The 14,270-nt window shown below is 68.2% G+C and carries 12 protein-coding genes; 5 read left to right on the forward strand and 7 right to left on the reverse strand.

Annotation, left to right across the window (positions count from 1 at the left end):
- Positions 1-79: 79 nt before the first annotated feature.
- On the reverse strand, positions 80-898 hold the full coding sequence (locus tag AC5Y30_RS24700) for a rhomboid-like protein (protein ID WP_499921799.1): 819 nt from the start codon (positions 896-898) through the stop codon (positions 80-82).
- A 9-nt stretch (positions 899-907) separates the two neighbouring features.
- The gene (locus tag AC5Y30_RS24705) at positions 908-1,819 is read right to left on the reverse strand and encodes an adenylate/guanylate cyclase domain-containing protein (protein ID WP_499921801.1); all 912 of its coding nucleotides are present in this window, start codon (positions 1,817-1,819) and stop codon (positions 908-910) included.
- 210 nt (positions 1,820-2,029) lie between these two features.
- On the opposite strand from AC5Y30_RS24705, the gene AC5Y30_RS24710 reads away from it, so the two are divergent.
- On the forward strand, positions 2,030-3,097 hold the full coding sequence (locus AC5Y30_RS24710; protein WP_499921803.1) for an oxygenase MpaB family protein: 1,068 nt from the start codon (positions 2,030-2,032) through the stop codon (positions 3,095-3,097).
- Here AC5Y30_RS24710 and AC5Y30_RS24715 read toward each other — a convergent pair.
- From AC5Y30_RS24715 to infC, 4 genes are all read right to left on the reverse strand, one after another.
- Entirely contained in the window at positions 3,084-3,884 is an 801-nt protein-coding gene (locus AC5Y30_RS24715; RefSeq protein WP_499921805.1) for a TrmH family RNA methyltransferase, read from the reverse strand. The genes AC5Y30_RS24710 and AC5Y30_RS24715 overlap by 14 nt on opposite strands.
- 19 nt (positions 3,885-3,903) lie before the next feature.
- On the reverse strand, positions 3,904-4,299 hold the full coding sequence (gene rplT, locus AC5Y30_RS24720) for a 50S ribosomal protein L20 (protein WP_007776071.1): 396 nt from the start codon (positions 4,297-4,299) through the stop codon (positions 3,904-3,906).
- A gap of 82 nt (positions 4,300-4,381) precedes the next feature.
- Positions 4,382-4,576, reverse strand: a complete 195-nt coding sequence (gene rpmI, locus AC5Y30_RS24725) for a 50S ribosomal protein L35 (protein WP_066882282.1) — start codon at positions 4,574-4,576, stop codon at positions 4,382-4,384.
- A 50-nt stretch (positions 4,577-4,626) separates the two neighbouring features.
- A complete protein-coding gene (infC, locus tag AC5Y30_RS24730; protein ID WP_499921844.1) occupies positions 4,627-5,232 on the reverse strand; it encodes a translation initiation factor IF-3 in 606 nt (201 codons plus the stop codon).
- 454 nt (positions 5,233-5,686) lie between these two features.
- On the opposite strand from infC, the gene lysX reads away from it, so the two are divergent.
- The 4 genes from lysX to AC5Y30_RS24750 all read left to right on the forward strand — a co-directional run bounded on the left by lysX (position 5,687) and on the right by AC5Y30_RS24750 (position 11,258).
- Positions 5,687-9,019 carry a bifunctional lysylphosphatidylglycerol synthetase/lysine--tRNA ligase LysX gene (gene lysX, locus AC5Y30_RS24735; RefSeq protein ID WP_499921808.1) on the forward strand — a complete coding sequence of 1,111 codons (3,333 nt, stop codon included), beginning with the start codon at positions 5,687-5,689 and terminating at the stop codon, positions 9,017-9,019.
- Positions 9,020-9,096: 77 nt separating this feature from the next.
- Positions 9,097-10,575: an alpha/beta hydrolase gene (locus AC5Y30_RS24740; RefSeq protein WP_499921809.1), complete on the forward strand. Its 1,479-nt coding sequence runs from the start codon at positions 9,097-9,099 to the stop codon at positions 10,573-10,575.
- Complete coding sequence (locus AC5Y30_RS24745) at positions 10,575-11,000, forward strand: DUF6653 family protein (protein ID WP_499921810.1); 426 nt, start codon at positions 10,575-10,577, stop codon at positions 10,998-11,000. Before AC5Y30_RS24740 ends, AC5Y30_RS24745 begins: the two co-directional genes overlap by 1 nt.
- Positions 11,001-11,009: 9 nt before the next feature.
- Positions 11,010-11,258, forward strand: a complete 249-nt coding sequence (locus AC5Y30_RS24750) for a hypothetical protein (protein WP_499921812.1) — start codon at positions 11,010-11,012, stop codon at positions 11,256-11,258.
- A gap of 6 nt (positions 11,259-11,264) precedes the next feature.
- Here AC5Y30_RS24750 and uvrA read toward each other — a convergent pair whose 3' ends face one another.
- On the reverse strand, positions 11,265-14,180 hold the full coding sequence (gene uvrA / locus AC5Y30_RS24755) for an excinuclease ABC subunit UvrA (protein WP_499921814.1): 2,916 nt from the start codon (positions 14,178-14,180) through the stop codon (positions 11,265-11,267).
- Positions 14,181-14,270: the final 90 nt, after the last annotated feature.

The raw sequence follows: 14,270 nt of genomic DNA on the forward strand, positions 1-14,270 counted from the left end.
CTGATCATAGTGATTCGGCGCGTGGCGCCTGGCGGGCGCTAGCAGCTAAGCCGGGCGCAGCGGCCGGCCGGGAGCTGGCTTAACCGGCGACGGCCGGCTGCGGACCGCCCAGCGCGTCGTCGACGTCGAACGGCACGGCCGTCAGGCGGCGGCCGCCGGCCAACTTCGCCACCTGGTAGGCCACGAACGCGCCGACGAGTCCGAACACCGGTGTCGACGCAAGGGTCCCCCAGTGGTGGGCCAGCATCAGGAAGCCGAAGCCCGAGGACGCCGCCAACATCAGGTACCGCGCCGGCGTCCAGTGGATCGGCTGCCGGAACCGGGCGGAGACCAGCACGCCGAGGATCACGGCGACGGTGTGCCCGGCGTCGGTGAAATCACCGCCCACGATCGCCGAAACGATGCCCGCCGATACCCACCAGCCGACCCAGGCGGCCCGCCAGCGGGAGGGAATCACGGCCGTCATCGCGCCAAGCACGGCCAGGGCGCCGTAGCTCATTCCGACGTCGCTGGCCCGGGTGATCGACAAGGGCAACCACCCGAATTCGACCGACGCGGCCAGCGCGGCCGCCACCAGCAGCGTCGCACCGATGTGGCCGACGACGAAGGCCACCACCAGCCGAATGGTGCGCAGGTGCAGCTCGGCGAGCGCCAGCAGGCAGGTCAGGAAGGGCAGCCAGAAGTAGAGCGGGCCGGCGTCGACCACCAGCGCACTGCCCAGCAGCGTGCCGAGGTGGCCGTGCGCGAGGTTGTGCACGTTGGTGCTGGCGCGCGCAACGATGACGTCATGTGCCTGCGGGCCCAGGGCCAGGATGGCGCAGCTGATGGCAAGCAGCAGCGCCGCGTACCCGAGCGTGAATCGCACCCGGGCGAGCCGGGAGAAGATGCCCCCTAACATTGGCGTCCATTATGGCTGCGGTGTCGCTTCTTCTGTGTCATCAGAGCCTGACAACTCCTTAAGAGTCTTGAGGCGATAGATCGCCAAATCGTCGGGAATGCCGGCGGGCTTCGGCGCGAAGACCGGCTTCCTCGTGCGTTTGGCCTCGACGCCCAACGCGTCCAACTCGCTTTGCGGTATGAGATCCAACGTTGAACTCGACACCATGATTCCACCCTTGGTGGCTCTTTCCATAACTCGTGCGGCGATGTTCACATCGACACCAAGCCAGTCCGCGGCCAGTCGCTGCGGTCGCCCGGTGTGGATGCCGACCCGCATCCGCGGCGTGTGACCGGCCACCTCGACCGATTTCAGCGCCTTCTTGGCGGTCAGCACGGCCCGCACGGCGACGGTCGGATCGCCGAAGACCGCCATGAGGCCGTCGCCCATTCGCTTGACGATGTGTCCGCCCGCGTCGAGCAGCGGTGGCTCGAGGGCCCGCGCCACCTGCCGAAGCAGCGCCAGCGCCGCGTCATCGCCGACCTCCAGGGACCAGGTGGAGAAGCCGACCAGGTCGGTGAAGACCAGCGTCACCTCCGGATTGGCCGGCCGGCGCGACACTCCCTCTGTCAACGCCTGCCAGAGCTGCAGCACACCGAGGCTGACCTCGCGGGACACCGCGTCGCCGTCTCCCAGTAGCCGATCGGCCGCACGCGCCGCGGCGCGCGGACCGCCCTCGCCCGCCGTGGACAGCGGATCGCCGAAGTCGGGGTCGCCGGGCAGCAGCCGGCGCGCACGCCGGACGAACGCGACCGCCCCGGGGCTGCGGTTGCGGCTGTGCAGCCATTGGGTCGCGCTGTGTACCGGAGAGCGTTGCGGAGCGGATTGCGCTTGGGTCTCGTCGGGCTCACCCGGGTCCAGATCGCGACGCGCGAGTTCCACCAGGCCAGGTTATTTGGTTTCGTCGAAGGCAGGCAACGACGGTCCCGGCCGGGTCCGGCGGATGTGTCACATCTCGCATCAAAGCGCCTGATCACGATGGCGCCACACCGATGTGGAAGCTCGATAACACCCGAGCGAACACATCCCCGAAATCATAGACAACGTTCGTTGTCAAAGTTATCGTGAGCGCAACTGGAGCAGGAGGCCGCGATGACTGGCACTGTGCACGCTTCCGGGTCGGAAGCCGTCGATCCGCTCGGCCCAGATTCCCTGACCTGGAAGTACTTTGGCGATTTGCGCACCGGAATGATGGGCGTCTGGATCGGGGCGATCCAGAACATGTATCCCGAACTCGGCGCGGCGGTCGAGGAGCATTCGATCCTGCTGCGGGAGCCGCTGCAGCGGGTGGCGCGGTCGGTCTACCCGATCATGGGCGTCGTCTACGACGGCGACCGGGCATCGCAGACCGGACGCCAGATCACCAGCTACCACCACACCATCAAGGGGACCGACGCCGCAGGGCGGCGCTATCACGCGCTCAACCCGGAGACCTTCTACTGGGCGCACGCCACGTTCTTCATGCTGATCGTCAAGGTGGCCGAATACTTCTGCGGCGGTCTGACCGAAGCCGAGAAGCGGCAGCTGTTCGCCGAGCACGTGCAGTGGTACCGGATGTACGGGATGAGCATGCGGCCGGTGCCCGGATCGTGGGAGGAATTCCAGGAGTACTGGGAGCGGGTCTGCCGCGAGGAGCTGGAGATCAACCGGGCGACACTGGACATCTTCGAGATACGCATCCCGAAGCCGAAGTTCGTCCTGGTCCCCACCCCGATCTGGGACCAGCTCTTCAAGCCGCTGGTCGCCGGCCAGCGCTGGATCGCGGCCGGGCTCTTCGAACCGGCGGTGCGCGAGAAGGCCGGCATGCGCTGGACCCCGGGCGACGAGGTGTTGCTGCGGCTGTTCGGCAAGGCCGTCGAGTTGGCTTTCCTGGCGGTGCCCGACGAGATCCGGCTGCACCCGCGCGCGCTGGCGGCCTACCGGCGCGCCGAGGGACGGCTGCCCAGCGACGCCCCGCTGGTCGAGGCGCCGCCGTTCATGGCGCCGCCGCGCGACCGGCGCGGCCTGCCGATGCATTACTTCCCGCCGCCGCCCAGGTCGCCACTCGAACCCGCCCGCGCGCTGATGGAACGCGCGGGTTCCCTGGTGCACACGACCCTGTCGCTGGCCGGCCTGCGCGCCGGGCGGGGCAGGCCCAAACGGCCGGCTAAGGCCGCGTAGGCAGGCCCAGCGCCCGCGCGCTCTGATACAGACAGATGGCCGCGGCCGACGCCACGTTCAGGCTCTCCGCGCCGCCGGACATGGGGATGCGCATCCGGTGGTCGGCCACCGCCGCGATTTCGGTTGGCAGACCGTGTGATTCGGGGCCGAACAGCCACGCCGTCGGCGCGCCGAGCAGTTCGGCGGCCTCGTCGAGCCGTGTCTCACCGTCCACGGTGGTGGCGAGCAGCTGCAGGCCCGCCGCACGCACCGCGTCGAGGGCGGCGGCCGTGTCGGGCGCGACGGCGACCGGAAGCGAGAAGATGCTGCCCGCCGACGCGCGCAGGCACTTGCCGTTGTACGGGTCGACGCTGTGGCCGCCGAAGATGACGCCGGACGCACCCATCGCGTCCGCGAGGCGAATGAGGGTGCCCGCGTTGCCCGGCTCGCTGATCTCGACCGCGACCGCGACCAGCCGAGGCGAGCCGGCCAGCGCGTCCTGAAGGCGGGTGGCCGGCGTTTCGCACACGGCGACCAGCCCGGCCGGGGTGACGGTGTCGGACAACGCTTTCGCCGCGCGCTCGGTGACCGGGTGCACCGGGCACCGCGCGGAATCCAAGGTCGCCAGCAGCGACGCATGACGCTGCTGGGCGGCCTCGGTGACGAAGACGTCGCGAACCAGCCCGCGGCGGGCGGCGGCCGCCACGAGGTTGGGGCCCTCGGCGAGGAACCGGCCCGCCCGCCGGCGGGCGACGTGGCGGTGCAGCTTGACCGCCGCGGCGACCCTGGCCGAACGTTCGGTCAGCACCTGGCCGGTCCGCGCGCAGTTAGGCCGCTTCTCCCGAATCCGAGGGAGCGTTGACATCCTCGGGCAGTGCCGCCCGCGCGATGTCGACCAGCGCCGTGAACGCGGCCGGGTCGGCGATCGCGATGTCGGACAGGTTCTTTCGGTCCACTTCCACACCGGCGGCCTTAAGGCCCTGGATCAGCCGGTTGTAGGTGATGTCATTGGCGCGTGCCGCCGCGTTGATCCGCGAGATCCACAGTTTACGGAACTCGCCCTTGCGCGCGCGACGGTCGCGGTAGGCGTAGTTCAGTGAATGAAGTTGCTGCTCTTTGGCCTTGCGGTAGAGCCGGGATCGCTGGCCGCGATAGCCCTTCGAGGCCTTGAGGATGCTGCGCCTCTTCTTGTGGGCGTTGACCGCCCGCTTCACGCGTGCCATTGGATGTTCCTACTCTCGTTCACAAATTAGTTGGTCGGGTCGCCGTGCGAGCTCGCAATTACGGGTCTGGCCGGCGTGGTGGTCAGCCGTTCAGCAGGCTGTTAACACGCTTGGTGTCGTTGGCCGACACCGTCGTCCGGCCGTCGAGGCGGCGGGTCCGCTTGGTCGGCTTGTGCTCGAGCAGATGCCTACGGTTGGCCTGCTGGCGCACGATCTTGCCGGTACCGGTGCGCCGGAACCGCTTTGACGCCCCGCTGTGGGTCTTGGCTTTGGGCATGTTTCCTCTGTTCTGTGGAGTACTCGAGCTCTTACGGAGTCTCGCGTGGGTCAGTTCGACGAAGGTTCGGCTTCGGCGGCCGCATCGTCCGGGACCGGGCCGGCCCCGGGTCCCTCCGGATGCCGCGCCTTGGCGCGAGTCTTCGCGCCGCGATGCGGTGCCAGCACCATCGTCATGTTGCGGCCGTCCTGCTTGGCGGACGTTTCGACGAAGCCGTATTCGGCCACGTCCGCACCCAGGCGCTGGAGCAATCGATAGCCCAGCTCGGGCCGCGACTGCTCACGTCCGCGGAACATGATGGTGACCTTCACCTTCGATCCCGCTTCCAGGAAGCGGATGACGTGACCCTTTTTGGTCTCGTAATCATGATCGTCGATCTTCGGTCGCAGCTTTTGTTCTTTGACGACGGTCTGCTGCTGGTTCCGGCGGGATTCGCGCGCCTTTTGCGCCGCTTCGTATTTGAACTTGCCGTAGTCCATGATCTTGCAGACCGGGGGTCTGGCATTAGGGGCAACTTCGACGAGGTCGAGATCGGCGTCCGCAGCGACGCGCAGTGCGTCTTCGATGCGCACGATGCCTACCTGCTCTCCCCCTGGGCCGATCAACCGGACTTCAGGTACGCGAATGCGCTCGTTGACGCGGGTCTCAGTGCTGATGGGGCCTCCCTTGTTGGGCTTCTCTATGTCCTGCGGTGACGACTGCCTGGGTCGGTCCGGGAATCAGCGGCGGAGACACCACACCACTAGCAAAAAAGCCCTGCATCAGCAGGGCCCAATGCCGACCGATCGCGGCTGGAACTACTCGAGCCGCCCGCGTTGCCCGCGGAACAGGCATCCGCGATGCCTGTGACCGGACCGCCAAACCTTCGAAGATCCGCACAGGGATTTCGTCGGCTCGCGGTGGGAGTGGGACTCCACTTAACTGTTCCTGGCATTCGCCGGGATGGTCGCAGGCGCTAGTTTAGCAGCCTTGAGGTGCCGCTTAGCACTTCGGCCGGGCGCACGGGCCCGAACCGGCCGGGGCCGGGTCCGAAAACGTGTCCAACTAGTGCCCGCCACACTTAACGGTTACACAAGCTTTTCCCGGATTGAGCGCATATCCTCGCGGTCTGTGACTCTCGCATCTCCTCGTTCGGGGCCGCGTGTGGGACCCGGCGGTCGGTCGAACTCGCGGTACCGCTGGGTGCCGGCGGCGGCGGGGTGGACCGTGGGCGTCATCGCCACGGTCTCGCTGCTCGGGAGCGTGTCCCCGCTGATCAGGTACTTGATCAAAGTGCCGCGCGAGTTCATCAACGACTATCTCTTCAACTTCCCGGACACCAGCATCGCGTGGTCGTTCATCCTGGCCCTGCTGGCCGCGGCCCTGACCGCGCGTAAGCGCATCGCCTGGGTGCTGTTGCTGGCCAACATGATTCTGGCCGCGGCGCTCAACGCCGCCGACATCGCCGCGGGCGACAACACCGCCGCCCAGATCTTCGGCGAGAACCTCGGGTTCGCCCTGCATATCGTGGCGATCGTCCTGCTGGTGTTGGCCTACCGGGAGTTCTGGGCCAAGGTCCGCAAGGGCGCTCTGGTCAAGGCCGCCGCGGTACTGGTCGCCGGCGACGTGGTGGGGATTCTGGTGTCCTGGGGTCTGGTCGAGTTGTTTCCGGGCACCCTCGCCCGCCAGGACCGCCTGCCTTACGTGGCCAACCGGGTGGTCGGTTTCGCGCTGGCGGATCCGGATCTGTTCACCGGCCGGCCGCACGTGTTCCTCAACGCGATCTTCGGGTTGTTCGGTGCGCTGGCGCTGATCGTGGCGACGATCGTGCTGTTCCAATCCCAGCGCGCGGAGAACGCGTTGACCGGTGAGGACGAATCGGCGATCCGCGGGCTGCTCGAGCTGTACGGCAAGAACGACTCGCTGGGCTACTTCGCCACCCGCCGCGACAAGTCGGTGGTCTTCGCCCAGAGCGGGCGCGCCGCGATCACCTACCGGGTCGAGATCGGCGTCTGCCTGGCCAGCGGCGACCCGATCGGTGATCCGAGGGCGTGGCCGCAGGCCGTCGACGCCTGGCTGGGTCTGTGCCAGACCTACGGCTGGGCGCCCGGTGTGATGGGCGCCAGCACCCAGGGGGCGCGGGCGTATCGCGAAGGCGGTCTGAACGCGCTCGAGCTGGGCGACGAAGCCATCCTGCGGACTTCCGATTTCAAACTGTCCGGGCCCGACATGCGCGGGGTGCGTCAGGCCGTAACCCGGGCCCGCCGGGCGGGGCTGACCGTGCGGATCCGGCGGCACCGCGACATCACCGCTGACGCGATGGCCGACACCATCTCCCGCGTCGACGCCTGGCGGGACACCCAGACCGAGCGTGGCTTTTCCATGGCCCTGGGCCGGCTCGGTGATCCCGCCGACGGGGACTGCCTGCTGGTCGAAGCGCTGGACCGCGACGGCAACGTCGTGGCGATGCTGTCGCTGGTTCCCTGGGGCACCACCGGCGTTTCCCTGGACTTGATGCGTCGTTCGCCGCAATCCCCCAACGGCACCATCGAGCTGATGGTCAGCGACCTGGCATTGGGCGCCGAAGCCCTTGGCATCACCCGCATTTCACTGAACTTCGCGATGTTCCGCTCGGCGTTCGAACAGGGCGCTCAGCTCGGCGCCGGTCCCGTCGCCCGGCTGTGGCGGGGGCTGCTGCTCTTCTTCTCGCGGTGGTGGCAGCTGGAGACCCTCTACCGCTCGAACATGAAATACCAACCGGAGTGGGTGCCGCGCTACGCCTGTTACGAGGACGCCCGCCTGATTCCCCGGGTCGGCGTCGCTTCGGCCCTCGCGGAGGGCTTCCTGGTGTTGCCGTTCGGCCGGCGCAAGACGCACACCGGCCACTACCCCGCCGTCCCGCCGCGCTTGGCGGAATCCGGGCTGCTCCATCACGACGGCAGCGCCCCGGACGTCAGCGGGCTGCGGGAGCGCCGCGAGTCCGCCGACGAGGAGGAGTTCAGGTCCCGCCTGCCCGAACAGGTTCGAGTGCGGCTGGCCAAGCTGAAGATCTTGCAGCGCGAGGGGGTCGACGCGTATCCGGTCGGAGCTCCGCCCAGCCACACCGTCGCCAGGGCGCTCGACGCAGACGATGACGCCGACATCACCGTCTCGGGCCGGATCTTGCGGATCCGTGACTACGGCGGGGTGCTGTTCGCCCACCTGCGCGACTGGTCGGGGGAAATGCAAGTGCTGCTGGACAATTCGCAGCTGCAGCGGGGCCGGACCGCCGACTTCACCGCGGCCATCGACCTGGGCGACCTGGTCGAGGTGTCCGGCCACATGGGCTTTTCCAAGAAGGGCAGCCGCTCGCTGATCGTCGCCGACTGGCGAATGATCGGTAAGTGCCTGCGGCCTTTGCCGAACAAGTGGAAGGGGCTGACCGACCCGGAGGCGCGGGTGCGGACGCGCTACGTCGACCTGGCCGTCAATCCCGAGTCGCGTGAGTTGATCAAGGCGCGCAGCGAGGTGTTGCGCTCGGTCAGGCAGACGCTGTTCGCCAGGGACTTCATCGAGGTCGAGACCCCGATCCTGCAGCAGATCCACGGCGGGGCCACCGCGCGGCCCTTCGTCACGCACATCAACACCTACGACCTGGACCTGTTCCTGCGCATCGCGCCGGAGCTCTACCTGAAGCGGCTGTGTGTCGGCGGCGTCGAGCGAGTCTTCGAGCTGGGCCGGGCTTTTCGCAACGAGGGTGTCGACTTCAGCCACAACCCGGAATTCACCCTGCTGGAGGCCTACCAGGCGCACGCCGACTACAAGGTGTGGATCGACGGATGCCGCGAGCTCATCCAGAATGCCGCCCAGGCCGCGCACGGCGAGCAGACCGTGCTGCGCGCCGGGGCCGAAGGGCGGCTGGAACCGGTCGACATCTCCGGGGTGTGGGCGGTCAAGACCGTCCATGACGCCGTGTCCGAGGCGCTGGGCGAGCGCATCGACCCGGCCACTCCGCTGTCGGTCCTGCGGAAGTTCTCCGACGCCGCGCACGTTCCCTATCGGGCGCACTGGGATGCCGGCGCGGTGGTGTTGGAGCTGTACGAGCACCTGGTCGAGGACCGGACCGAGGAGCCGACGTTCTATATCGACTTCCCGACGTCGGTGTCGCCGTTGACGCGGCCGCACCGCACCCAACCGGGCGTCGCCGAGCGGTGGGACCTGGTGGCGTGGGGCGTCGAGCTGGCCACCGCCTACAGCGAGCTCACCGACCCCGTCGAGCAGCGCCGCCGCCTGCAGGAGCAATCGCTGTTAGCTGCCGGCGGCGATCCCGAGGCGATGGAGCTCGATGAAGACTTCCTGCAGGCGATGGAATACGCGATGCCGCCCACCGGCGGGCTCGGGATGGGCATCGATCGGCTCGTCATGCTCATAACGGGACGCAGCATCCGCGAGACGTTGCCATTCCCGCTGGCCAAACCGCATTAGCGGCGGCCACATCCGTCCAGAAAGCCCAAAGCGAACATTCGGCAAACAGGTTCCGGGCAGGTTACCGATAGATCACAATGAGTCACGTGACAGCCCCGATGGACAGCGCGCCCGCGCAGTTCCTGGCAAGTAGCCACACCTCGCTGATGCACGGCTGGGTGCCCGCGACGGTCCAGGTGCTCGCCGCGGTGATGCTGACGTCGGCGATCGGCTGGCGGTCGCGCCGGTGGCGCACGGTGTGGCTGCCGGGGGCCGCGCTGGCCGGCGGGGTCGCGGCCTACCTCACGCACTGGTACATCGTCGACCGCGGGCTTTCCGATGACCCCGCCCCGGCGGCGCTGTGGATCTGGATCGCGCTGACGGGCATGGCGGCGGCGGTGCTGGTCCTGGGCTGGCGCACCGCGCGCCGCTGGCGGCGTGGCGCCGCGGTGCTGGCCGTGCCACTGTGCCTGCTCAGCACGTCTCTGATGCTCAACCTCTGGGTGGGCTACTTCCCCACCGTGCAATCGGCGTGGAGCCAGCTGACGTCGGGCCCGCTGCCCGATCAGACCGATCAGGCCACCGTTACCGCCATGGCCGCCAAGGGGACCCGGCCGCCGCACGGCACCGTGGTGCCGGTGGCGATCCCCTCCGACGGATCGCACTTCAAACACCGGGGCGAGCTGGTCTACCTGCCGCCCGAGTGGTTCGCCACCACGCCGCCTCCGCCGCTGCCGACCGTGATGATGATCGGCGGGCAGTTCAACACGCCGGCGGACTGGACCCGAGCGGGCAACGCGGTCAAGACGATTGACGACTTCGCGGCCGCGCACGACGGCAAGGCGCCGGTGCTGGTGTTCGTGGATTCGGGCGGCGCGTTCAACAACGACACCGAATGCGTCAACGGTGTTCGCGGCAACGCTGCCGACCATCTGACCAAAGATGTTGTGCCTTTTATGATTTCGACTTTCGGCGTCAGCCCGAGGCGGGCCAACTGGGGCGTCGCCGGCTGGTCGATGGGCGGGACCTGCGCGGTGGACCTGACCGTCATGCACCCCGATATGTTCAGCGCGTTCGTCGACGTGGCCGGCGATTTCTTCCCCAACGCCGGGAACAAGGCCCAAACCATCGCCAGGCTGTTCGGCGGAAACGCCGACGCCTGGGCGGCTTTCGATCCGAGCACGGTGATTAACCGGCACGGGCCCTACCGCGACGTGGCCGGCTGGTTCGCGATCTCGTCCGACGGCCCGCCCGCCGCACGGCGCGACCTCCAGCTGGCCGACAGCGGCGCGATCCGCGTCGCCGGGCGCGACGCGGCCGCCAATCCGGGCAATCAGACCGCGGCGGCCTATTCGCTTTGTGCGCTGGGCCGCTCCAACGGAATCGACTGCGCGGTGGTGCCCCAGCCCGGCAAGCACGACTGGCCGTTCGCGGACCGCGTGTTCGCGACGTCGCTGCCCTGGCTCGCCGGCGAGCTGGGCACTCCGGGGATACCGCGGACGCCGTTGCCCGCCGCGTCCGCGCCCGCCGTCGGCACCCCGGTGGTCGTCCCGGCCGAGCACTCCAACACCCGATAGTGCCTGCGCTGTCCGTCGCGCGCGTCCGGCGTGCCGTCTTCGCTCGGCACTGCCATCCGTGCAGCGCATGGAGCCGATGGGCGAGCACACCGCTGATCCTGGTCCCGATCTGGACGCGGCGATGGGCGCATGCGGTGTGGATTGCGTTGTGGCTGACGGTAAATCCGTTGGTATTCGGCAAGCCCGCGCATCGACGCGCATGGTCGACGCGCGCGATGCTGGGCGAAGAGCTGTGGATCAGCCGTCGGCCCCGCGACGCGGCGATGGCGGTCAGCGCGGCGGCGTCGGCGGCCGCGCTGATAGCGCTGTTCGCCGCGCGCCGGCATCGGCTGCGGCCGGCGCTGATCGCGGTCGCGGTACAGATGGCGCTGACGCTGGTGTATTGGCAACAGATGGTTCGGTACTTCGAGCGCCAGCCGCTATAGCGTGGCGGCATGCCCGACGAAGGATCCGCTTCCAGCTCCACCGGGCCCGTCCCGGAATACGACGACGCCGGTGTGCCGACCTTCGAGTCGGTGCGCGACCAGATCGAGTCCCGCTACGCGACCGCGCAGGGCGCCGCCGAACTCGACGCGGAATCACCCGAGGGCCGGTCGGTGCAGGAACAGTACGACGAACGCCAGCGCGCGGCGGCCGAGCGGCTCGCCCAGATCCGGGAGTCGATGCGGCCCGACGAGGGTTGAGCCGACTCAGGCGGTGACTTTGCGACGCCTGTTCGATCGTGGCGGCGCACTGGATGACGCGGGGGTGCGCCCGATCACCTCGGCGAGGAATTTCCCGGTATAGCTTTCGGGCACGGCCGCGACGTCCTCCGGGGTTCCTTCCGCGACAACGGTTCCGCCCTCGGCGCCGCCTTCCGGGCCCATGTCCACGATCCAGTCCGAGGTCTTGATCACGTCCAGGTTGTGCTCGATGACGATGACCGTATTGCCTTTGTCGACAAGGCCGTTGATGACCTTCAGCAGCTTGCGGATGTCGTCGAAATGCAGGCCCGTGGTGGGCTCGTCGAGGATGTACACGGTGCGCCCGGTCGAGCGCTTCTGCAGTTCCGCGGCCAGCTTGACGCGCTGCGCCTCGCCGCCGGACAGCGTGGGCGCGGGCTGGCCGAGCCGCACGTATCCCAGCCCGACGTCGACCAGGGTGCGCAGATAGCGGTGGATGCCGGTGATCGGCTCGAAGAACTCCGCGGCCTCCTCGATGGACATGTCGAGCACTTCGGAGATGGTCTTGCCCTTGTAGTGCACCTCCAGCGTTTCCCGGTTGTATCGAGCGCCATGGCAGACCTCGCAGGGCACGTACACGTCGGGCAGGAAGTTCATCTCGATCTTGATGGTGCCGTCGCCGGTGCACGCCTCGCAGCGGCCGCCCTTGACGTTGAACGAGAACCGGCCCGGTTGGTAGCCACGGACTTTGGCTTCGGTGGTGGCGGCGAACAGGGTGCGGATCTTGTCGAACACCCCGGTGTAGGTGGCCGGGTTGGACCGCGGCGTCCGGCCGATCGGTGACTGATCCACCCGCACCAGCTTGTCCAGGTGGTCCAGCCCGGTGACCCGGGTGTGCCGGCCGGGGACCTGGCGCGCGCCGTTGAGCCGGTTGGCCAGCACCGCGGCCAGAATGTCGTTGACGAGCGTGGATTTGCCGGATCCGGACACCCCGGTGACCGAGGTGAGCACGCCGAGCGGGAACGAGACGTCGATGCCGCGCAGGTTGTGCTCGCGGGCGCCGACGACGGTCAGCTGACGCTTGCGGTCCACCGCGCGGCGCTTCGCGGGCATCTCGATGCGTTCCTTGCCGGACAGGTAGGCGCCGGTGATCGAATCGTCGTTCGCCAGCAGCTCGCTGTAGGTGCCGCTGTGCACGATCTCGCCGCCGTGCTCGCCGGCGCGCGGGCCGATGTCGACGATCCAGTCGGCGTGCGCGATGGTGTCCTCGTCGTGCTCGACGACGATCAGCGTGTTGCCCAAACCCCTTAGCCGCGTGAGGGTTTCGATGAGTCGACGGTTGTCGCGCTGATGCAGCCCGATGGACGGTTCGTCGAGCACGTACAGCACACCGACCAGACCGGACCCGATCTGGGTTGCCAGCCGAATGCGTTGTGCCTCACCACCGGACAGGGTGGCCGCGGCGCGCGACAGCGACAGATACTCCAGCCCGACGTCGAGCAAAAACCCCAGCCGTGACTGGATTTCCTTGAGCACCTGCCCGGCGATCGCCTTCTCGCGATGGCCGAGGGTGAGCCGGTTCAAAAATTCCGCGCAGTCCGAGATCGACAGTTCGCAGACCTCGGCGATGGACTTCGCACCCCGGTCCCCCGCGGTCAGCGTGACCGCCAGGATCTCCGGCTTGAGCCGGGTGCCGTCGCACTCCGGGCAGGGCACGTCACGCATGAAGCCCTCGTAGCGCTCCTTCATCTGCTCGGACTCGGTGTGGGCCATCTTGCGTTGCAGGAAAGCCAGCACGCCTTCGAAATCCGCGTAGTAGGACCGGGTGCGGCCATACCGGTTGCGGTATCGCACGTGCACCTGGTGGTCGGAGCCCTCGAGAATCGCCTTGCGGGCCTTGGCCGGCAGCTTGCGCCACGGGGTGTCGACGTCGAAGCCCAGCTCGTCGCCCAGCCCGGCCATCATCCGAATGAAGTACTCCGCGGTGTGGCCGTTGGACCACGGCGCCACCGCGCCCTCGGCCAGGGTGCGCTCGGGGTCGGGCACCACCAGGTCCGGGTCGACCTCCTTGCGGATGCCCAGGCCGCTGCACTCGGGGCAGGCGCCGTAGGGCGAGTTGAACGAGAACGACCGCGGTTCCAGGTCGTCGACCGCCAGGGCGTGCCCGTTGGGGCAGGCCAGCTTCTCGGAGAACCGCTGCTCCCGGTTGTGCGCGTCGTGTTCGTGGTCGACGAACTCGAGCACGACGATGCCGTCGGCCAGGTTCAGCGCGGTCTCCACCGAATCGGTGAGCCGCTGCTTGGCGGACGCCTTGACGGTCAGGCGGTCCACCACCACCTCGATGTCGTGCTTCTCCTGTTTCTTCAGCTTCGGCGGATCGGTCAAGGGGTGCACGACGCCGTCGACCCGCACCCGGCTGTAGCCCTGGGCGTTGAGCTTCTCGAAGAGGTCGGCGAACTCGCCCTTGCGGGTGCGTACCACCGGCGCGAGCACCAGGAAGCGGGTGCCCTCCGGCATCGCCAGCACCTGGTCGACGATTTGCTGCGGGGTCTGGCGGGCGATTCGCTCGCCGCAGATCGGACAGTGCGGCGTACCCGCCCGCGCGTAGAGCAGCCGCAGGTAGTCATAGACCTCGGTGATGGTCCCGACGGTCGAGCGTGGGTTGCGGTTGGTCGATTTCTGGTCGATGGACACCGCCGGGGACAGCCCCTCGATGAAGTCCACGTCCGGCTTGTCCATCTGCCCCAGGAACTGGCGGGCGTAGGCGGACAGGGACTCCACATAGCGGCGCTGCCCCTCGGCGAAAATCGTGTCGAAGGCCAGCGACGATTTTCCCGAACCCGACAGCCCGGTGAAGACGATCAGCGCGTCGCGGGGCAGGTCGAGATCGACGCCGCGCAGGTTGTGTTCGCGGGCGCCCTTGACGATCAGACGGTCAGCCAACGCTGCCCCTCTCAGAACTTTCCGGCAACTTCTCGTGGCCTCCTGGTAGCCCCGTGTGCATCCCGAACCGGAATTGCGCACGGCGCATTC

This window comes from Mycobacterium sp. NGS27, assembly GCF_059813005.1.